We start from the raw sequence: 21,112 nt of genomic DNA, 5'->3' as shown, positions 1-21,112 counted from the left end.
TTATTTTAAGCTCAAAGGTGTCAACAACCTATTTTTCATCCGTGGTGATTTTCATGAGCCGCAGCACCAGCCTTCCCATCCCCTCTTCTGCTCCTGCCTTGCTGACCTATCTCTACGCCTTTATCGGCGTCATGGTCTTTGCCTTCACCCTGCCCATGACGCGGCTGGCGGTGCAAAGCTTTGATCCCTGGCTGATCGGGATGGCGCGAGCCAGCATCGCCGGTGTCTTTGCGGCCATCATTTTGCTGGCTACACGCAGCCGTCGTCCTACCGCATCGGAGTGGCGGGGAATCGCTCTGTCCTGTACCGGTGTGATCGTGGGCTGGCCCGTATTCTCTTCTATTGCCATGCAAACCGTGCCATCCTCGCACGGGGCTGTGTTAAGTGGCCTGATTCCATTGGCTACTGCCATTGTGGCCTCGGCACGCAGCGGCGAACCCTTGAGCCGCCGCTTCTGGATGTTGAGCCTGCTGGGTGCCGTACTGGTCCTGCTCTACGCGTTCTATATTGGTGAAGGCGCCCTGCAAACCGGGGATATCTGGCTGGCCCTGGCCGTTTTCATGGCCGGCGTAGGCTATGCCGAAGGTGGCCGTGTCGCTCGTTCTCTGGGGGGCTGGCGCACTATTTGCTGGTGTCTGGCAGCCAGCCTGCCGCTGACCATTCCCGCCACCCTGTGGCTGGCCTTCCCCATGAACGAAATGCCATCCTCCCAGTCCATCATGGCCTTGCTCTACCTGGCCCTGTTTTCATCCTTGCTGGGTTTCTTTCCCTGGTACAAAGCGATGGCGATGGGCGGGGTGGCCCGTATTGGTCAGGTACAACTGGCCCAGCCTTTCCTGACGGTACTGATTTCGGCCGTGTGGTTAAGCGAGCAGGTCGACCTGCTGACCTGGTTGTCCTGCATCGTCATCATCGCCATTATTGCCGCCAGCCGACGCGCCTGAAAATGCAATGAGAAGGCGGCTAAATACAGCAAGGGCATATTCACCTAACTAATACTTCGTTCCCAGCGTAAGCGCGCGCAAGCACACTGGCTCATCATCCCATGAACCATGTAAGGCAATAGCGCGGCCCACGCGATTCCAATTCGTGCAGGGCCGGTGCTGGTATTGCCGCAAGGACATCTGATCATGCCCGCCCAAGCCCCTGCCTCGCTTGCTCTAAGCGCCCGGCCCTTGATGCTGTGGAAACAACTGCGCGACGATCTGCTGCAAATCGCGCACGAACACGCCGATGCCGTGCTGGCCAGCTCTCTGGCCGCGGAAGACATGGTGCTGTTTCACGCCATGTCCATCTATACCCCCGACTTGCAAACCATCACCCTGGATACGGGTCGCCTGCACGAGGAAACCTTGCAGTTGGGCCAAGACATTCAGCAGCACTACGAACGCCCCATCCTGTTCTTTCACCCCGATCCGGACCGGGTTCAGGAACACGTGCAAACCCATGGCACACATGCTTTTTATGAAAGCGTGGAGTTACGCAAAGAATGCTGCGCGATCCGCAAAGTGGAGCCACTGCGCCGTGCCCTGCAAGGACGTTCGGCCTGGATTACCGGCCAGCGACGCGAGCAAACCGCCAGCCGCACGGACTTGGTCAGCAAGGAATATGACAGCGCCTTTGGCCTGGAAAAATTCAACCCACTGATCGAATGGACCCAGGACGATGTCTGGGCCGTAATCCGTGGGTTGAGCATCCCCTACAACGCGCTGCACGATCAAGGCTACCCCTCCATTGGCTGCGAGCCCTGTACGCGCGCCATTCGCCCCGGTGAAGATGTGCGCGCCGGGCGCTGGTGGTGGGAACAGCGCGACAGCCTGGAATGCGGCCTGCATGCCAGCAATCTGAATAGCAGTGTCAACACCTGAAGGAAACTCATGGGCGAACCTCTCTCCAACCGTACTCACCTGGACTGGCTAGAAGCCGAGGCCATTTTTATTCTGCGCGAAATCGCGGCTGAAGCTGAAAAACCCGTGCTGCTGTTCTCCGGCGGCAAGGACTCCGCCGTGCTGCTGCAACTGGCTCAGAAAGCCTTTGCACCCGGCCCCCTGCCCTTTCCTTTGATGCATGTGGACACTGGCCATAACTACCCTGAAGTCATTGAGTTTCGGGATCGTCGTGCGGCCGAGCTGAATGCTGAGCTGATTGTGCGCAGCGTGGAAGATTCCATCGCTCGCGGCACGGTCGTGCTTCGCCATGAGACAGCCAGCCGCAACGGCGCACAGGCCGTCACCTTGCTGGAAGCGATTGCCGAGTTTGGCTTTGATGCCTGTTTCGGTGGTGCCCGCCGCGATGAAGAAAAAGCCCGCGCCAAGGAACGCATCGTGTCGTTCCGCGACGAGTTCGGCCAGTGGGACCCTAAAGCACAACGTCCCGAGCTGTGGCACCTGTTCAATACCCGTATTCACAAGGGCGAGAACCTGCGCGTTTTCCCCATTTCCAACTGGACCGAGCTGGACGTGTGGCAATACATCCAGCGCGAAGCCATTGATCTGCCTTCCATTTACTACACACACTCACGCGAGGTCGTGGAGCGTCAGGGCCTGATCGTGCCCATCACCCCGCTGACTCCCTTGCTGGACGGCGAAACCTCCGAGTGGCGCGATGTGCGATTCCGCACCGTAGGCGATATTTCCTGCACCTGCCCGGTGCTCTCTACCGCTGCGTCCGTGCAGGACATTATTGCTGAAACCGCCTTGGCCACCATTACCGAGCGCGGCGCGACCCGCATGGATGACCAGACCTCTGAAGCCTCCATGGAACACCGCAAGAAACAAGGATATTTCTAATGAACACAGTCAATGATGCCTGGCTCCAGGCCGCCGATCAGGGCGTACTGCGCCTGATTACCGCAGGCTCTGTGGACGACGGAAAATCCACCTTGATCGGACGTTTGCTGGTGGATAGCCAGGGCGTATTTGCCGACCAGATCGCGGCCATCCAGCGCTCCAAATACAAACGTGGCGAGGACGCCGAACCCGATCTGGCCTTGCTGACCGATGGTCTGGAAGCCGAGCGCGAACAGGGCATTACTATTGATGTGGCCTATCGCTACTTCGCCACGCCAAAACGCAAATTCATCGTGGCCGACACTCCAGGGCACGAGCAATACACCCGCAACATGATTACGGGTGCGTCCACCGCCCAGGCCGCCATCATCCTGATTGATGCACACCGGGCCAAAGACGGCCAACTGCTGACCCAGACCAAGCGCCACAGTACTGTCGCCAAGCTGTTGGGCCTGCGTCATATCGTGGTGGCCGTGAACAAGATGGATCTGGTGGATTGGGATCAGGCCGTATTCGACCGCATTCACGAAGCCTATCGCCAACTGGCTGCGCAACTGGGGATTGAACACTTTCAGATCATTCCCTTGTCGGCCCTGAAAGGCGAGAACATTACGCAGGCTTCGCCCCACACGCCCTGGTACACAGGCCTGCCACTCTTGCCTTTGCTGGAAGCGCTGGATTTGCGCGAAGACATTCAGCGCCCTGCCCGCCTGTTTGTGCAGTGGGTGGCGCGTCATGGCGGCAGCCGCGCTGATGGTTTCCGTGGCTATGCAGGTCAGTTAAGTGGTGGCCGCATACAGGTTGGCGATAGTGTTCAGGTGTGGCCCAGCGCGAAAACGGCGGTGGTGACACAACTGTTCCGTGCAGGCGAAGAGCAGATTCAGGTTAGCGACGGTGATGCCGTCACCCTGGTGCTGGACCGCGAGCTGGATATTTCCCGTGGAGATTTGCTGACACTGGCCCACGATCAGGTCAGCACCAGCAAGAACTTTGATGCGCAACTCTGCTGGCTGGACGAGCAGGCCTTGAACACCACCCGCTTCTACTGGCTGAAACAGGGGACGCGTCTGACACAAGCCAAGGTTCAGGCGGTGCATGCGTTACGGGACGTTCACAGCTTGCAGGAACAAGAGGCTGCTGGCACCTTGTCTTTGAATGATATTGGCCGCGTCAGCCTGGTCAGCCGGGATCCGCTGGTACTGGATGATTACCAGGATCACTCCAGCACCGGTTCTTTCATCTTGATCGACCCCAGCACAAACCAGACCGTCGCCGCCGGTCTGGTTCAAAAATCTGCCTGAGGTCTAGCGCCCAGGCTTAGTGCTTGGCACGTACCAACGCGAGGGACTGTTCAGCAATGATCAGTTCCTCGTTTGTTGGTATGACCAGAACACGCACCTGGCTATCATCCGTGGAAATCACGGTGTCCCCAGCCTGATTACGCGCTGGGTCAATTTTCACACCCAACCACTCCAGATGCTGGGCAATGCCTGCACGAATAGAGGGGCTGTGCTCGCCAATACCGGCCGTGAACACCAGCGTATCCAGGCCCTTCAAGGCTACGCACAAACCCGCCAGATTTTCAGCAGTGTGATAGCAGAAGTACTCTACCGCCAACTTGGCGCGAGGGTCATCCGAGGCTTCCAGAGCACGCATATCCGCCTGATCGCCCGACAGACCTTTCAGGCCGGATTGGGTGTACAGCACAGATTGAATTTCATCGTGCTCCATGCCCTGCTCCAACATCCACAAGACGACGCCCGCATCCAGACGGCCCGGACGCGTGCCCATAGGCAGGCCATCCAGAGCCGTAAAGCCCATGGTGGTGTGAACACTGCGCCCTTCTTTCAAGGCGCAGGCAGACGCGCCGGAACCCAAGTGAGCCACCACGACACGCCCATCCGCCAGTTCGGGGATCTCGCGCTGCAAATGCTGGGAAATATAGTGGTAAGACAGGCCATGAAAACCGTAGCGGCGCACGCCCTGTTCAAAGAAGCGACCCGGCAAGGCAAAGTGCTGCAAGTGCGGCGCATGACCTTGGTGGAACGCGGTATCCAGACACGCCACCTGGAAAATTTCCGGATAGTGCTCGAAGATGACTCGCACAGGCGCCAGATTATTTTGCTGATGCAAAGGTGCCAGGGGCGACAGGCTATCCAGATATTCCAAGACCTCGGGTGTCAGACGCACACTGCTGTCATAACGAGCGCCCCCGTGCACAATGCGGTGACCCACCGCAATAGGCCGCCCATCCACATGCTCCAGCAACCAGCGCGCCACTAAAGCCTGGGCCGTATGCAAGTCTTTGGCCTGTTCGCCATCCAGATCCTGCTTGACCATGGATTGACCTTGGGCGTCTTTCACCTTGAAGGCTGGCTGAGAACTGCCAATACCCGACACCTGACCGCCAAACTCGAAATCCAGCCGATCGCCCGGCTGAACTTTGTACATATGAAACTTCAGGCTGGAACTACCTGCGTTAATGACCAGAATCTGCTCGCTCATGAGTGCTGGGCCTCCACAGCAACTTTACGTTCCAGATGACCAGCGTAGATGCTGGCAACGGCGCACGAAGCCATGCGGGTCTGCGCACTGTCGGCGCGGCTGGTCAGAATGATAGGTACACGCGCACCCATCACAATACCGGCTGCCTGCGCACCAGACAGAAAGGTCAGATTCTTGGCCAGCATATTGCCCGCTTCCAGATCGGGAGCAACCAGAATCTGCGCCTTGCCCGCAACGGACGACACAATCCCTTTAATGCGTGCCGCTTCCGGGCTGATGGCGTTATCCAGCGCCAAGGGGCCATCCAGCACACCGCCGGTAATCTGGCCACGATCTGCCATTTTGCACAGCGCTGCCGCTTCCAGCGTGGACGGGATTTTTTCTGTGACTTGCTCGACGGCAGACAGGATCGCCACCAGAGGTTTGCCCAAGCCCAGGCCGAGGTGCAAATCAATGGCGTTTTGCACAATGTCCGCTTTGGTGCTGAGGTCCGGGAAAATATTGATCGCGCCGTCCGTCACAAACAGAGGCTTTGGGTAACTGGGCACATCCATGATGAAGACATGACTTAAGCGACGGCCCGTACGCAAGCCTTTGCCCTGGGTGCACAGCACGGCCTGGATCAGCTCGTCAGTGTGCAGGCTACCTTTCATCAATAACTGGGCACGCCCGGCCAGCACTTCTTCCACGGCTCTTTCTGCCGAGGCGTGGCTATGCGGCGTATCAATCAGGGTGACGCCTTCCAGGCTGAAACCATGCTCTGCTGCCACAGAATGCAAGCGGGCCTGGGGCCCCACCAACACAATCTCGAACAGGCCTAGGGCACGCGCCTGCAAAGCTGCCCCCAAAGACACGTCATCGCAAGGGTGAGCCACCACACAAATCCGACTGTGCTCTTTACGAGCTTGCTCGATCAATCGGGAATAATGACTGGAAGGCCCAGTACGATCAGCAGCCGCGGGGGCCGTATCCAAGCCAGCAGGGTGATTCATGATAGATGACTCCTTGGAGATGAACGAAGGCTAACCCACTACTTAAGCATTTATCTGAGCGCCTGTCTTTGATGGCGAACAGAGAAACTTCAATATTTTGCCTATAACTCTTTTAAGACGGCTATGAATGAAGCATAAAAAGTAAAGATTTAAAAAAATCCGGTTTCGCACATTGCGAACCGGATTTTTTATTTTATGGCGGCTTATTTAAATAAAAGCCAAGTTACGCGCGTTTTACTCTGGGGCTAAAGACCCAGGTCACTCAGGCTGGGATGCTCATCAGGACGCCGTCCCAAAGGCCAGTGGAACTTGCGTTCCGACTCTGAAATGGCCACATCATTAATGCTGGCATGGCGCACGGCCATATAGCCATGCTCATCAAATTCCCAGTTTTCATTTCCATAACTACGCCACCATTGGCCGTATTCATCTTGCCATTCGTAGGCAAAGCGCACCGCAATCCTGTTTTCTTGCCAGGCCCAGAGTTCTTTAATCAAACGATATTCACGCTCTTTTTGCCATTTGCGTTCTAAAAAAGATTGAACCTGATCGCGCCCCTGCGGAAATTCGCTGCGATTACGCCAGCGTGTATCCACGGTATAAGCCTGCGAAACCTTGACTGGGTCACGACTGTTCCAGGCATCCTCTGCAGCACGCACTTTCTGACGAGCACTCTCCTGCTCGAAGGGTGGCAAGGGAGGACGTTTATCCATAATGATCTCCTAGAAAACAAGAGTAGACCAGACAGTCTAGCGGCAAAACGTAAACAGACTCTTACTGGCCTGAATCGGCCCATGCTGCTTGCTCAAACTCCGTCACCAGAAAGTCGATAAAGGCTTGCACCCGTGCCGAGCGGGAACGACCGGGCGGGGTCAGCAAATGCAGTGTCAGACCGGGCAAATCCCATTGAGGCAGAACGACCTCCAGCAAGCCTTGCTCCACCATATCGCCCAACAAAAACTGAGGTAGTACGGTCAGCCCCAAACCTTGGAGCAAAGGCGGGATCAAAGCCTGAGCGTTATTGACTTGCAGGGTGCAGGGCACGGTTTGGGAGTAATGCTCTTTCCCCTGCTGGAAGCGCCAGACGCTGCCTCTTCGTTCGTAGGCGTAACGCAGGCTGATATGTTGCGCTAGATCGCTGGGGTGGCTGGGTCGGCCATATTTCGTCAGGTAAGCCGGAGCGGCTACCAGCCGCAAGCGCAGATTGCATAAACGGCGTACCAGGAGGCTGGAGTCATCCATGGAGGAAATGCGCAAGGCCATGTCAAAGCCCTGTTCGACGATGTTTACTTGGGCATCGTTAAAGTGCAGGTCCAGCAACACCGCCGGGTGCTTTTCCATGAAAGCAGGCAGTAAAGGCGCCAGGTGCTCCAGACCAAAGGACATGGGGGCCGCTATTTTGATGCGCCCTTGCAGGCTCTCTCGTTGATCACGGGCCAGGGCTTCGGCGCTTTGCCCGGCGGCAAGAACGGCCTGGGCCTGCTCCAGGCTAGCCTGCCCGGTTTCTGTCAGGGACAGGCGTCGGGAGGTGCGGTGAAACAAGGACACTTGCAGTTGTTTCTCCAGGCGTGCAATGGCCTTGGAAACGGTGGGCTGGGAAAGCCCCAGCACGTCAGCCGCTTGGGCAAAGGAGCCGGTTTCTGCCACGGTGGCGAAGATGGCCCAGGCTTGTAGATCTGGAAGTGTTTTCATGAATATTTTGGAATGAATACTATGCTATCGATTCTATTTTATTCAATCAACAAGGCGCTTAGAATTCTTTTTAGTATCCAATATTAAGGAGCGCATCATGATTGAACATCGGCCTTTTAATGAGCTGGGCGGCGCCAACCACGGCTGGCTGGACGCCAAGCATCATTTTTCTTTTGCGAATTACTACGATCCTGCTCGCATGGAATGGGGTCCCCTGCGTGTCTGGAATGACGACACGATTGCGCCCAATACCGGCTTCCCGCCTCATGATCATGCCGATATGGAGATCATTACGTATGTGCGTGAAGGGGCGATCAGCCATCAGGATAGTTTGGGTAATAAGGGTCGTACGGAAGCAGGCGATGTGCAGGTCATGAGTGCTGGCACGGGTATTCGCCATGCGGAGTACAACCTGGAGACTGTCACGACTCGGATTTTCCAGATCTGGATTCAGCCTGAACAGCGTGGTTTGCCACCTGCCTGGGGAGCCAAGCCTTTTCCCAAGGATGAGCGTTCAGGGCAGTTTGTAGCTTTGGCCAGTGGTTTTGAGGGCGACACGGAGGCTTTGCCTATTCGTGCCCAGGCTCGTGTGCTGGGGGCGACGTTGAAGAAAGGGCAGAGCACGGTTTTGTCTTTGCCTGCGGATCATCTGGCTTATCTGGTCCCTGCTACCGGGCGGGTTTCGGTGAATGGTCTGGAGTTGAATGCCCGCGATGGGGCGGCGGTTCGCAATGAGACTACGCTGGAAATTCAGGCGCTGGAGGATGCTGAGCTGGTGCTGGTTGAGACGGCGCAGTAATTGCTGATGGGCTGTGTTGAGGATGGGGGGGAGCGATTTGGGCTCTCCCCTTCTTCTATTTTTGTTCTTCTGTTCTTCTGTTCTTCTGTTCTTCTGTTCTTCTGTTTTTCAAGAACTAAATGCAGGTAAGAGAAGATGTTTGTTTTTTTAGATGTCATATTTTAGATGTCATCTGTCGGCTCAATAATTGAACAAACTGACAGGACATTTAAAGGGGCCGGGCAGGTTGCTGACGCAAGGTCACTTGTTCGGTACTCGGCCTTGTCAGAAAGACGCCACTTGGAACCCAGTCAGCGGTGTCAGGGCTGAGCACTTGCCGGTGCTGCGCACCGGTGCCCTTGTCTGTTCTGGAATCCGGGCGCCCTGTGAACTCACGGGGTACTTGGTCCCCCGGACCAAGTACAAGCGCCCCGCTCAAACAGCACAGGGCTTGCATCCCGGATTCCAGAACAGACCGCGGCAAGTACTCTGAATCGCCCTGAAACCGCTGACTGGGTTCCAAGCGGCTCGCATCGTGAAGCAAAGTAAGGCCGAAACGTAACTTAGATGGCGCTTTATGGGCTAATTGATGATGGATTCAGGGGTATTTTGTGTGGCTTATTTTCTTGTCATGAAAAACGATGCTGGGAGTGGACAGCCTCGCTTGTCTGTTTTTGGTCTTGATTTGAAAAGCAGGCCTGATTTTTTGTTTAGGTAAAGTAAACAATTCCCTCTTTTTCTCCCCTTTCCTATTCTGTGGAGCTTTCCCTTTACGGAAACTGGCTCATAAAGCAGATCGAAATCTCTCCTTTTCTCTGATTAAACTGTTTGTTCTCAATCAACAAGCGTCTGCGCTGCAACAATATCGTTACAATTGTTGTAACGCCAATTTTCAACTCTTCTTAATGCACGCGAACTCACCGTGTCCTCTCCCAACCAGTATTTTGTTCTGATCGTCCCTGCCTGCGCGGCATTGCTGGGCATCGCAATGATTTACTGCTGGAGCCGTCTACGCGATCACCGTTATTTGCTCTGGATTGCTTCGGGGTATATCTCCACGGCTATTCCTATGGGGATTCATAGTCTGATGCCCAATGGGCTATTGGCGCGCTGGACTCTGCCTTTGTCGGCCATGTATTTGTTTGGTGTCTGGGCTTTGTCTCATGGGGTCGCGTTGCGTTTTGGCGGGCGTGCTCATCCCAGGCTGGCTTGGGCGATCATGTTCATCACGCTGGGGCTGCTTTTTTATTTTTCCCAGATTGATGATGATCTCTGGCTACGTTTGCAGATTCTGAACTGGGGCCTGGCCTTGTTGGTCGCCCTGCCCGTCAAGTCGATCTTGTCCAGCAGGGCGCGCACGATTCCTTTGGCAACGCTGTTGCGGGCCTCTTATCTGACGGCTCTGCTCTATGCTTTTGTTCGTGTGTCTGCGCTGGCCACGCTGATCCCTCGCGAGCTGCAGCCGGAGCTGACCCGCTCCGGCTTTTGGCTCGTGATGTTAGCGACCAATATGTTCATCAGCATTTGGGTCGCGCTGGCTATTTTGACCAGTACGGCCATGTCGATTGTGCAGACGCTGGATCATGAGCGCAGCCGGGACCCTTTGACTCGTTTGTTGAATCGTCGTGCGTTTTTCGAGCAGGTTAAAAAGCGCCTGGAGCTGTATGGTCATAGTGGCTGGGCGGTCATGACTTGCGACTTGGACCACTTCAAAATGGTCAATGACACCTGGGGCCATGCTGCGGGCGACCGGGCCTTGAAGGAGTTCGGGGCTTTGCTGGCTCGCACGGTAAGGCAGGATGATTTGGCGGCCCGCTTTGGGGGCGAGGAGTTTGTCTTGCTGATACGCAGTGCCAGCCTGCATACCGCCGTGCTGGTTGCCGAGCGTTTGCGCAGCAGTGTGATGAATCTGCATATCCCCGCCACGGCACATACCTTAACGGCCAGTTTTGGGGTGGTTCAGCTCAGCAGCAATGGCGACATCAACCTGGCCATTGAACAGGCCGACCAGCTTTTGTATGAAGCCAAACATGCTGGCCGCAACAAGGTCGTTTGGAAGGCTTCCTGAGTTATTCCTCCTGCTTGCTGATACCCTTACAGTCTCTTTTTCAAGACAGCCCTGTTAGAGGCTGATTGATCGGATTATCACAGCAAAGCCGGGGGCGTTCACGCCTCCCCAGGAGACCTCATGTCACTTACCGAACTTAGCGCCAGCGATCTGCTGGCAGGTCTGGAAAAAAGCCAGTTCAGCGCCCGCGAGATTGCCGACGAGCTGCTCAAACAATCACAAGAAATGGCCCATTTGGGCGGTCTGGCTCATTTGAATGCGGAGCTGTTTTACCAGCAGGCAGATCAATCCGACGCACGCCGCGCCCGTGGCGAAGCCTTGGCGCTGGACGGCGTGCCTTTGGTGATGAAAGACAATCTGAACACCACAGACATGCCCACCACATCCAGCACCGGCGCCCTGCAAGGCCGCGTGCCGCTGAAAGATGCGGATGTGGTCGCACAATTGCGTAAAGCTGGTGCCGTACTGCCTGCCAAGTCCGTGATGCACGAGCTGGCTTTTGGCATTACGACCAATAACGCTACTACCGGCCCCAGCCGCAACCCGTATGACCCGAACCGCATTCCCGGTGGCTCTTCTGGCGGCACCGCGACGGTGGTGGCGGCTCGTCAATTCCCGGCTGGCTTGGGTACAGATACGGGCGCTTCTGTGCGTCTGCCTGCAGCGCTTTGCGGCCTGTACGGTTTCCGTCCTACGGTGGGCCGTTATTCGGGTCAGGGCATTGTGCCTTTGTCCCCTACCCGCGATACGGCTGGCCCCATGACTCGCAGTCTGGCTGACATCAGCCTGCTGGACAGCCTGCTCTGCCAGCAAGCCCCGTCTGTTATCGCCACTCCCTCCTTGAAAGAACTGCGTCTGGGTGTGCCCCGTGACAGCTTCTGGAAAGAGATGGATGTCGGTGTGGCCGACGTCACCCTCGCATTTCTGGATGATTTGCAAAAAGCCGGTGTCACGCTGGTCGATGTAGACCTGTCCCCAGTTCTGAAAATCAATGCCCGCGTCGGCATGCCGATTGTGCTGTACGAGACCTTGCAGAACCTGCCTTTGTATCTGGCCGAAAACAAGTACGGCATTGGTCTGGACGAGCTGATTGCCGGTATTCACAGCCCGGACGTAAAAGAGATTTTCGATGCCATTACGGGCGACTACACCATCAGCCAGGAAGCCTACGAAGAAGCGCTGAATGTAGACCGCCCCCTGATGCAGCAAGCCTATGCAGACCTGCTGCGCCAGTCCAATGTAGGTGGCTTGATCTTCCCGACCAGCCCACTGACTGCCTGCCCGATTGGCGATGATGAAACCACCATGATGAACGGCAAGGCAGTACCTACGTTCAACACCTATATCTCCCGCACCGATGTGGGCTCGAACCTGGGTGCACCGGGTATTTCCCTGCCTATCGGCTTGTCTGGTGGTTTACCAGTGGGGATGCTGATTGAAGCGGGTATCGGCGCGGATGATCAGTTGCTGGCTCTATGCCACGCGATTGATCCGTTGTTGCCAGCTACACCCGCCCCAGATTTGAGCAAACGATCTAGCGCTGCCTAAGACCTTGCTTGAGGGTTAAGCAGACACACAGGAGCGTAATTGAAAAGAGTTGAGCAGTTGGTTTTAACAACTCCATTAGCCCTATAAAAAACAGGCTGGATTCCTTTTGGAGCCAGCCGGTTTTGTCGCCATTAAGGCAATACCTGGACGTAGACTGAACGGCTGCCACTGATACTCAGTGTCAGAAACGCCCGCGCAAGGTCAAAGTCGCATTACGTGGCTCGCCATAGAAGCTGCCCCAGCCCGGCGCACCAATGGTCTGATAGTACTTCTTATCAAACAGATTGTTGACGTTCAACGCTGCCGACCAATTACTGTTGATCTGATAACCCACACGGGCATTCCACAAGGCATAAGAGGCTTGAGCCACTTTGACTCCTCGCGTTTCAGTATGACTGCCGGTCTGGAAGTTCACACCGCCGCCCAGATTCCAAGCAGAATACGCACCGGGCAATTGATAGTCAGACCACAAGCGGAAAATATGCTTGGGGGTGACAGTACGCCCAAAAGAGGTTGTCTGAACTTGCGTATCATCCAGGAACTTCAAGGTATTGAAGGTATAGCCTGCAAATAGTTGCCAGCCTGGAGCCAACTCCCCACTGATCTCCGCATCAATACCCTGGCTGCGTACTTTGCCACTGGACAGATAGCAAATATCGCCCACCGCACAATTGCCCACCAAGTCTTGCTGAGCCCGGTTTTTCTGATCAATACGGAACAAGGCTACGGACGTGTTTACCCGTCCATCCAGCAACTCTCCCTTCAGGCCCAACTCGTAATTGGTCCCTTGAATCGGGTCCAGTATTTTGCCAGCAGCATCCAATGAGTTCTGAGGCTCAAAAATCTGTGCAAAGCTGGCATAGGCGGACCAATCGGGAGTGAGTTCATAGATCAGCCCCCCATAGGGCGTGACCACTGCATTTTCTTTATAAGGGTCGGTATAAGACAGTCCGGTGTCGCGATAGCGACTGTTATTTTCATACCAGCTAATCCGCGCACCCGCCACCAAGGTCAAGGGGTCGCCCAGGCTGAAACGCCCCACCCCGTACACCCCTTTCTGCTTCATTTTTACAATGGTGGCCCCACCCCGATACGAGTTCTCTCTCAACCAATCATCCGAAGGCTCTGGCACATGGGGGTTGGGGTTCCAGACGTCAATGGGATGAGCCATGCTCGCCAAGGAAAAATCATTCTTGCTGGTCAGATCATTAAAGCTTGCACCCACACTGAGAGAATGTTTACGACCCAGCGCCTCGAACGCACCATTGACCTCCAGATCCAATCCCTTATTACGTGTCGAGAAATCAAATACACCACCGGCCATCAGAAAACCCAGACCAGTAGCCGGATTGATCGGACCGTCCATATAAAACGCATATTTGGAGTCATTGGACTCCTGTGTACTTGTGCCTGTCAGACGCATCGACCAGTCATCATTGAAGCGATGGGACAACTCCGCAAAAGCCGAAGTCTGTGTGCCATTCCAACGATTCCAATCCTGAGCCAATGACGTTGACCGGCTCAAACCCAGGTCATCTCCATTTGGATAATGTGGCAAACCATGGAAAAACGGTTTGGAGCGCAGCTTTTCGTAGCTCAATCCTCCGGTCAACGTGGTGTCCGGGCTGAAGTCATAGCTAAGCGCACCGTACAGCACGCCAGTGCTGCTTTTAGCGTAATCATAGAAATAGTCGCGCTCGTTATAGCTGGCGACAGCCCGGCCTCGCAAAGCACCGTCCTCACTTAAGGGGCCAGTCACATCCACATCGGCCCGGTAGTTATTCCACGAACCACCACTGACCATCATTTCCACCTGATTTTCTGCCAGTGGACGTTTGCGCACCAGATTCACGGCAGCGCTAGGCGAGCCTGCCCCTTGCAGCAGACCCGTTGCGCCACGGATGATTTCCACCCGATCCAGAATGACAGTATTACTGGTAAAGCTATTGGCCTGCGGATAATAAAACGCACGGTTAATGCCATCGAACTGATAGCTGTCAACCCGAAACCCGCGCGAGAACACGTAGTTCCCGCCCATAGGGCTTTTATAAAGCGTCATGCCCGTACTGTTGGCCAGCACATCATCCAGCGTGGTGGCATTCTGATCATCCATGCGCTGACGTGTCACCACCGTCACAGACTGCGGGATTTCTTTCAGGCTTTGCTGTCCTTTGCCTATGGTCACGGCGCGGGCGGTATAGCTGCCAGAACCTTCTGTCACGGCATCTCTAGCCCCACTTCTGACCTTTACCGACTCCAGCATGGATACACCCGGTGCTTGCTTGGCGATACGGCGCAGATGATAGCCTTCGCCATTGCTATTCGCTACCGCTTGCAGGCCCGTCCCACTTAATAAGACTTCCAGACCCTGCTGCGCGGTGTATCGACCGCTTACCCCTTGAGTCCTTACTCCACTGGTCAGATCCGGCGATGCGGCTATCGTTACCTTGGCCGCAAGACCAAACTGTCCCAAAGCCGTATCCAGGGCCGCAGACGAAATGGCAAAGACAATGCCGCGCTCTGAGGTGGCTTGTGCCCTGCTTGTAGCGGGCATGGCAAGCGGAGCGGCAGCCAAAGCAAGCCCAAGGGCCAGGCGCAGATAGGTCGGTCGCGCCCTAGGACTCGTAACAACAGCGGAATGGGATGAGGACTGACTTGGAGGCATGACTAAAATTCCTGGTTCGTCGAATAAAGGGATCAAACCCCTGGCGCCTCGGGGTCTATCACTATGTCTAACGAAGCAGAATCAGGAAACTTCGCTGCAGTTACAAATTAGTCTCAACAAGGGCGAAAGCGGTCATCAAGCCTGCCCGACATTTACCCAATAAGGTGTGCGATAACGCAACTGCAACTTCAGGACACCGGCCAATACTTCCAGAGCCTTGTCTGTGTCATCAATACGGAAAGCACCCGTGACGGTCAGATGAGCCACCTCGGGATCGCAACGCAGAACACCGGGGCGATAACGGCTTAACTCTTGCAGGAACAGATCCAAACGCATGCGATTGGCCACCAGCATGCCTTGCGTCCAGGACGACTCTGTATCTTGCAGCGGCTGCATCGATAACACGCCTAGTCTGCCAAACTCCGCCTGCTCACCCGCGTGCAATATCTGCGAAGCGGATGCACTACCCACAGGCTCCACTCGCACCGTCCCCTCAAAAACCGCCAGTCGTGTTGCGGCCACCTCATCATCCATCTGCCGCACCGTAAAGCGCGTACCCAGCGCCGTCAGCAAACCATTGGGGGTTTCAACCGTGAAGGGACGCGCGGCCAGATCCTTGGCTGTGGAGATCAGGATTTCACCACGGCGTAGGTCAATGTGACGCTGCTGCGCGTCGTAGCGCAACGTCACCACAGAACCCGTATTCATCGTCAGCACCGTGCCATCCGGCAAGTTCACAACCCGCTGCTCACCCGTCGCTGTGCGATACACATCCGCGCTATCAAACAGACCCTCATGCAAGCCGAGCCAGCCCAAGGAACCAGCAGCCACGCCGCCCAGTATCCATTTCATGGCATGACGGCGCGAACGGCGTTCGCAATAACGCAAGATAGTTTGTCCCGCGACAGGTGCAGAGGCGGATCCACCAATCGCGGCATTCAAATTCTCGCTGATGCCCTGCAGGCGCTGCCATGCCAGTTCATGACGGGCATCCGCTTGCCGCCATTGCTGACAGGCCTGCTCCATAGAAGCATCAGGCTTGTCCCCAAGCCGCGTCATCCAGTGCGCAGCCTGTTCAATAATGTCAGGATGCAAAGCCTCGGAACGGGGCGCACTCATGCGTATAGCACCGCATAGCAATGCTGCCAGGCCTTGACCATATCGCGCTGCACGGACTGCACCGACATCCCCAGTGTCTGAGCCACTTGTTGATAGGCCAGGCCTTCTACTTGCACCAGCACAAACACCTTACGTACCCGCGCAGGCAACTGCTCCATCATGCGGCACACCGAATCCAGCGCTTCCACCACCAAAGCATGGGTCTCCGGACTAGGTTCAACGTCCACACTGCGCGCAGCCAGGGTTTCCAGATAAGCCTGCTCAATAGCCTGCTTTCGCCACTGATCAATCAGCAAACGCTTGGCTACCGTCGTCAGAAATCCACGAGGCTCGGTAAAAACAGCGGTGGATTGACTGCGAATCACCCTCTCGAAGGTGTCATGCGCCAGGTCAACGGCATGGTCCGTATTGCCGCTAAGCCGACGACGCAGCATCTGCACCAGCCAGCCGTGATGCTCACGGTACAAGCTGACGAACTCATCAGAGGAAGCGAAATCGGAGGGACTGGAGGTCGGGCTCATTCAAACGGTAATGGGAATGATTGCTAATTAAGATTCTCATTGTACCTGTACTCCCCAAAAGGCAAACCTAGAAAATCAAATTCACTACTGTTTTTTAATACAGCATAAAATAGTCGCTTGAAAATCTCTTTTACTGGCCAGCATTGCCCTTAAGCAGCACTACTTCACTGCAAAAACAAACGATGAACACACAGATTCTTTTATTACGCGGTGTAATGCCTACTGGCAAAAACAAAGTGCTGATGGCACCGCTTCGGGCGGCTCTGGAAGCGGCTGGTTTGCAGAACGTCAGAACCTATATTCAGAGCGGCAATGTAATTGTGTCCACGAAGCTTGAGCAACCAGAGCTAGAGAGTCTGGCGCACCACGCCATCAAGGAAAACTTGGGCGGGGATATTCAAGTGATTGCCCGAACACCGGCCTATTTCATGCAAGTCATGGCCAACAACCCGTTCAAGGACCAGAACCCCAGCCAGCTTTATTTCACCTTACTGCGTTCACCGGCAGACAACGCCTTACTACATGCCTTCCATGCCCTGGAGCACGCACCCGATCAAGTTCGCGTCGTCGGCGACATTGCCTATATTGTTTGCGCAACCAGATACCGAGACCTTAAAGCTAACAATAATTTCATCGAAAAAAAACTCAAGGTCGTCGCCACAACCCGCAACCTCAACACGATGAGCAAGCTGATTTCCCTTAGCTCACCCGCCTAAGCCTGTTTTCAGCATCCACGACCGGAGATGCCGCAAGGTGGCCCTCAACAAGAATAAACACGACCACCACAATGCACTCTCCCTATGAGGAGTGCCTGCATATATACCGCATGTTTCTGCTGTGCAGCCTGCTCACTTTATAGATACCTGCCCGCCAAAGATCAAAACTTCACGAGGTTCAGCCGCCGTCTGCCTTCACGCCCCAGGACAAATATGTAACATCTTTCCCCTCGTGCTCTTGAAATTAGAAAAGTCGTCCCTATAATTAGCACTCGAAGGGGTTGAGTGCTAAAACGCCTCGCCCCCCAATCGGACTCACAACTAAAGTCATATTTAAACAGGAGTTTCTCCATGGCACTGCGTCCTTTGAACGATCGTGTGATCGTCAAGCGTCTGGACAACGAACGCACCACCGCTTCCGGTATCGTTATCCCCGAGAGCGCGACTGAAAAGCCCGATCAAGGCGAAATCCTGGCCGTTGGCCCCGGTAAGAAAACCGAGGACGGCAAGGTTCTGGCGCTGGATCTGAAGGTCGGCGACAAAGTTCTGTTTGGCAAGTACTCCGGCCAAGCCGTCAAGATCGACGGTGAAGAGCTGCTGGTGATCCGCGAAGAAGAAATCTTCGCCGTGATCGAATAAGTACCGCCAACGAAAATTCAATAGGATTTAAACCATGACTGCAAAACAAGTGTATTTCGGCGACGAAGCACGTACCCGCATCGTTCGCGGCGTCAACATTCTGGCTAACGCTGTCAAAACCACCATGGGCCCTAAAGGCCGTAACGTGGTTCTGGACCGCTCTTTCGGCGCTCCTACCGTTACTAAAGACGGTGTGTCCGTTGCTAAAGAAATCGAACTGAAAGACAAGTTTGAGAACATCGGTGCTCAACTGGTCAAAGAAGTTGCTTCCAAGACTTCCGACAACGCCGGTGACGGTACGACTACCGCTACTGTGCTGGCTCAAGCTATCGTTGAAGAAGGCCTGAAGTTTGTTGCCGCTGGCATCAACCCAATGGACCTGAAGCGCGGTATCGACAAGGCTGTTGTTGTGGTTGTTGACGAACTGCGCAAGCTGTCCCGTCCTTGCACCACCAGCAAAGAAATCGCTCAAGTCGGTTCCATCTCGGCCAACAGCGACCACTCCATTGGTGAGATCATCGCCAATGCCATGGACAAAGTCGGCAAAGAAGGCGTGATCACCGTTGAAGACGGCAAATCGCTGGAAAACGAACTGGACGTGGTTGAAGGTATGCAGTTTGACCGCGGCTACCTGTCCCCTTACTTCATCAACAACTCCGAGAAGCAAGTTGCTGTTCTGGAAGATCCGTTTGTGCTGATTTTCGACAAGAAAATCTCCAACATCCGTGATCTGCTGCCCGTACTGGAGCAAGTTGCCAAGACCAGCCGTCCTTTGCTGATCGTTGCTGAAGACGTGGAAGGCGAAGCCCTGGCTACTCTGGTTGTGAACAACATCCGCGGCATCCTGAAGACCACCGCTGTTAAAGCTCCTGGCTTTGGCGACCGTCGTAAAGCCATGCTGGAAGACATCGCTATCCTGACTGGCGGTACCGTGATCTCCGAAGAAACCGGTATGTCTCTGGAAAAAGCGACTCTGGACGATCTGGGTCAGGCCAAGCGTATTGAAGTGGCCAAAGAAAACACCACGATCATCGACGGCGCTGGCAACGGCACCGACATCGAAGCTCGCGTGAAACAAATCCGCGTTCAGATCGAAGAGTCCACTTCCGACTACGACCGTGAAAAACTGCAAGAACGCGTGGCCAAGCTGGCTGGCGGTGTTGCTGTGATTCGCGTTGGCGCTGCCACCGAAGTCGAAATGAAAGAGAAGAAAGCCCGCGTTGAAGACGCCCTGCACGCTACTCGCGCAGCCGTCGAAGAAGGTATCGTTCCTGGCGGTGGCGTAGCACTGATTCGTGCCCGCGCTGCTGTTGCCCAACTGGCTGGCGACAACACCGACCAAGACGCTGGTATCAAACTGATCCTGCGTGCTATCGAAGCTCCTTTGCGCACCATCGTCTCCAACGCCGGTGAAGAAGCCAGCGTGGTGGTGAACCAAGTGGCCAGCGGCACCGGCACCTACGGCTACAACGCGGCTACCGGCGAGTACGGTGACCTGGTTGAGCAAGGTGTTCTGGACCCAACCAAAGTAACCCGCACTGCTTTGCAAAACGCAGCTTCGATCGCCAGCCTGTTGCTGACAACCGAAGTGGCTGTGTCGGAAATCGTGGACGACAAACCTGCCCCAGCCATGCCTGACATGGGTGGTATGGGCGGCATGGGTGGTATGGGCGGCTTCTAAGCCACTTATCAGCACCCCGATTCGGGCAGGAATTGATCACTTCTGCCCTGATCGCCACGCTTTTAGTACAAAAACCGGATGGAATTCTCCATCCGGTTTTTTTTCGCCCGAGCAAACCCCTATAATCAGGGCACTTCAATCTGCAACCCTCTTCATGTCAGACTCTCCATTCAAAAGCAAAGGCGGCCTGGGCCGCTTGTTCAATGCCTTGCGCTATTCGGGGCAAGGCTTGGCTGCCGCCCTGCGTCATGAAGCCGCCTTTCGCCAGGAGCTGGCGCTGGCCGTAATCCTGACACCACTGGCCTTCTGGCTGGGCCAAGGTCCGCTGGAGGTTCTGATCTTGCTGGCCACACTGGTCTTTGTGCTGGTGGTGGAGCTGTTGAACTCCGCCCTGGAAGCCCTGGCTGACACCATTACCCTGGAGCATCACCCTTTGATCGGGCGCGCCAAGGATCTGGCCAGCGCAGCCGTGCTGATGTCCCTTATTTTTGCTGGTGCCGTCTGGCTCAGCTTTCTGTATAGCCGTTTACTTTCCTGATTCCCATGACATTCATAGAAAAACTGAACCGTGCCTGGACGGACAACCAATCCATGTTGATGGTGGGTCTGGACCCAGACCCTGCCCGCCTGCCTTTGGAGCTGGCCGACAAACCCGGCGCGATTTATGAGTTCTGCAAAGCGATCGTGGACGTCACGGCCGACTACACCTGTGGCATCAAGCCACAGATTGCCTACTTTGCCGCTCAGGGTGCCGAGGATCAGTTGCAGGATCTGTGCGACTACATCCGTAGCCGCTACCCTCACCTGCCCATCGTGCTGGACGCCAAGCGTGGGGACGTAGGTTCGACGGCCGAGCAATACGCACGCGAAGCCTTTGAGCGCTATCGCGCAGACGCCGTCACCGTCAGCCCCTACATGGGCTTTGACTCGGTAGAGCCTTACCTGGAATACACGGATAAAGGTGTAATTGTGCTGTGCCGCACCTCCAACCCCGGTGGCTCGGACCTGCAATTCATGGAAATGGCTGACGGCACCCCTCTGTACCTGCACGTGGCCAGCCTGGTCGCGGAGAAATGGAACAAGAACGGCCAATGCGCCCTGGTTGTGGGGGCAACCTTCCCAGAGGAAATCGGCAAAGTGCGTGCCCGTATTGGTGATATGCCTTTATTGGTGCCCGGCATTGGCGCACAAGGTGGCGATGTGGTGGCTACTGTTGCAGCCGGTATGGACTCGCAAGGCAATGGCATGATGATCAACTCGTCGCGCGCTATTCTGTACGCCAGCCGTGGGCATGATTGGCGTGATGCTGCTCAAGCCGCGGCGATTGCTACACGCAATGCCATTAATGATGCACGGAACAAATAAGACTAAATGACGAACTTCCCGGTCTGATAAACAG

Annotated in this window: 19 protein-coding genes; 12 read left to right on the top strand and 7 right to left on the bottom strand. The window is 55.4% G+C overall.

Annotated elements, in window-relative coordinates; all coding sequences use genetic code 11:
• Positions 1-53: 53 nt before the first annotated feature.
• The 4 genes from OSH09_RS10365 (at position 54) to OSH09_RS10350 (ending at position 4,090) form a co-directional block, all read left to right on the top strand.
• A complete protein-coding gene (locus OSH09_RS10365) occupies positions 54-944 on the top strand; it encodes a DMT family transporter (RefSeq protein WP_266120930.1) in 891 nt (296 codons plus the stop codon).
• Between the two features lie 186 nt (positions 945-1,130).
• Positions 1,131-1,868, top strand: coding sequence for a phosphoadenylyl-sulfate reductase (locus OSH09_RS10360; protein ID WP_266120929.1), 738 nt, complete (start codon positions 1,131-1,133; stop codon positions 1,866-1,868).
• 9 nt (positions 1,869-1,877) lie between these two features.
• Positions 1,878-2,789, top strand: coding sequence for a sulfate adenylyltransferase subunit CysD (gene cysD / locus OSH09_RS10355; protein WP_222668685.1), 912 nt, complete (start codon positions 1,878-1,880; stop codon positions 2,787-2,789).
• Positions 2,789-4,090: a sulfate adenylyltransferase subunit 1 gene (locus OSH09_RS10350; RefSeq protein ID WP_266120928.1), complete on the top strand. Its 1,302-nt coding sequence runs from the start codon at positions 2,789-2,791 to the stop codon at positions 4,088-4,090. The genes cysD and OSH09_RS10350 overlap by 1 nt, the downstream gene beginning before the upstream one ends.
• 16 nt (positions 4,091-4,106) lie before the next feature.
• Here OSH09_RS10350 and OSH09_RS10345 read toward each other — a convergent pair whose 3' ends face one another.
• The 4 genes from OSH09_RS10345 to OSH09_RS10330 all read right to left on the bottom strand — a co-directional run bounded on the left by OSH09_RS10345 (position 4,107) and on the right by OSH09_RS10330 (position 7,978).
• Entirely contained in the window at positions 4,107-5,294 is a 1,188-nt protein-coding gene (locus tag OSH09_RS10345) for an acetate/propionate family kinase (protein ID WP_266120927.1), read from the bottom strand.
• The gene (locus OSH09_RS10340) at positions 5,291-6,286 is read right to left on the bottom strand and encodes a phosphate acetyltransferase (protein WP_266120926.1); all 996 of its coding nucleotides are present in this window, start codon (positions 6,284-6,286) and stop codon (positions 5,291-5,293) included. Before OSH09_RS10340 ends, OSH09_RS10345 begins: the two co-directional genes overlap by 4 nt.
• Before the next feature lie 245 nt (positions 6,287-6,531).
• Complete coding sequence (locus OSH09_RS10335) at positions 6,532-6,999, bottom strand: nuclear transport factor 2 family protein (RefSeq protein WP_207875656.1); 468 nt, start codon at positions 6,997-6,999, stop codon at positions 6,532-6,534.
• 61 nt (positions 7,000-7,060) lie between these two features.
• Positions 7,061-7,978 (bottom strand): LysR substrate-binding domain-containing protein, encoded by a 918-nt coding sequence (locus OSH09_RS10330; protein WP_207875657.1) that lies wholly within the window; start codon positions 7,976-7,978, stop codon positions 7,061-7,063.
• 97 nt (positions 7,979-8,075) lie between these two features.
• Here OSH09_RS10330 and OSH09_RS10325 point away from each other — a divergent pair, with 97 nt between their 5' ends.
• The 3 genes from OSH09_RS10325 (at position 8,076) to iaaH (ending at position 12,372) form a co-directional block, all read left to right on the top strand.
• Complete coding sequence (locus tag OSH09_RS10325; protein WP_266120925.1) at positions 8,076-8,777, top strand: pirin family protein; 702 nt, start codon at positions 8,076-8,078, stop codon at positions 8,775-8,777.
• Between the two features lie 901 nt (positions 8,778-9,678).
• Positions 9,679-10,824 (top strand): GGDEF domain-containing protein, encoded by a 1,146-nt coding sequence (locus tag OSH09_RS10320; RefSeq protein ID WP_266120924.1) that lies wholly within the window; start codon positions 9,679-9,681, stop codon positions 10,822-10,824.
• Positions 10,825-10,944: 120 nt separating this feature from the next.
• Positions 10,945-12,372 carry an indoleacetamide hydrolase gene (gene iaaH / locus OSH09_RS10315; RefSeq protein WP_266120923.1) on the top strand — a complete coding sequence of 476 codons (1,428 nt, stop codon included), beginning with the start codon at positions 10,945-10,947 and terminating at the stop codon, positions 12,370-12,372.
• A 181-nt stretch (positions 12,373-12,553) separates the two neighbouring features.
• Here iaaH and OSH09_RS10310 read toward each other — a convergent pair whose 3' ends face one another.
• From OSH09_RS10310 to OSH09_RS10300, 3 genes are all read right to left on the bottom strand, one after another.
• The gene (locus OSH09_RS10310) at positions 12,554-14,926 is read right to left on the bottom strand and encodes a TonB-dependent siderophore receptor (protein ID WP_266120922.1); all 2,373 of its coding nucleotides are present in this window, start codon (positions 14,924-14,926) and stop codon (positions 12,554-12,556) included.
• Between the two features lie 246 nt (positions 14,927-15,172).
• Positions 15,173-16,156, bottom strand: coding sequence for a FecR domain-containing protein (locus tag OSH09_RS10305; RefSeq protein WP_266120921.1), 984 nt, complete (start codon positions 16,154-16,156; stop codon positions 15,173-15,175).
• Positions 16,153-16,677 carry a sigma-70 family RNA polymerase sigma factor gene (locus tag OSH09_RS10300; protein WP_266120920.1) on the bottom strand — a complete coding sequence of 175 codons (525 nt, stop codon included), beginning with the start codon at positions 16,675-16,677 and terminating at the stop codon, positions 16,153-16,155. Before OSH09_RS10300 ends, OSH09_RS10305 begins: the two co-directional genes overlap by 4 nt.
• Before the next feature lie 182 nt (positions 16,678-16,859).
• On the opposite strand from OSH09_RS10300, the gene OSH09_RS10295 reads away from it, so the two are divergent.
• From OSH09_RS10295 to pyrF, 5 genes are all read left to right on the top strand, one after another.
• Entirely contained in the window at positions 16,860-17,393 is a 534-nt protein-coding gene (locus OSH09_RS10295; protein WP_266120919.1) for a DUF1697 domain-containing protein, read from the top strand.
• A 351-nt stretch (positions 17,394-17,744) separates the two neighbouring features.
• Positions 17,745-18,032, top strand: a complete 288-nt coding sequence (locus tag OSH09_RS10290; RefSeq protein WP_009454802.1) for a co-chaperone GroES — start codon at positions 17,745-17,747, stop codon at positions 18,030-18,032.
• A gap of 34 nt (positions 18,033-18,066) precedes the next feature.
• Positions 18,067-19,713, top strand: a complete 1,647-nt coding sequence (gene groL, locus OSH09_RS10285; protein ID WP_207875665.1) for a chaperonin GroEL — start codon at positions 18,067-18,069, stop codon at positions 19,711-19,713.
• 154 nt (positions 19,714-19,867) lie between these two features.
• Entirely contained in the window at positions 19,868-20,251 is a 384-nt protein-coding gene (locus tag OSH09_RS10280; protein ID WP_266120918.1) for a diacylglycerol kinase, read from the top strand.
• Between the two features lie 5 nt (positions 20,252-20,256).
• A complete protein-coding gene (gene pyrF, locus OSH09_RS10275; RefSeq protein WP_207875667.1) occupies positions 20,257-21,078 on the top strand; it encodes an orotidine-5'-phosphate decarboxylase in 822 nt (273 codons plus the stop codon).
• The last annotated feature ends 34 nt before the right edge of the window (positions 21,079-21,112 follow it).

The organism is Alcaligenes parafaecalis (assembly GCF_026344135.1).
Classification (GTDB): domain Bacteria; phylum Pseudomonadota; class Gammaproteobacteria; order Burkholderiales; family Burkholderiaceae_B; genus Alcaligenes; species Alcaligenes parafaecalis.
The sequence above is the reverse complement of the archived record's forward strand: the minus strand, read 5'-3'. Positions and strand labels throughout refer to the sequence as shown.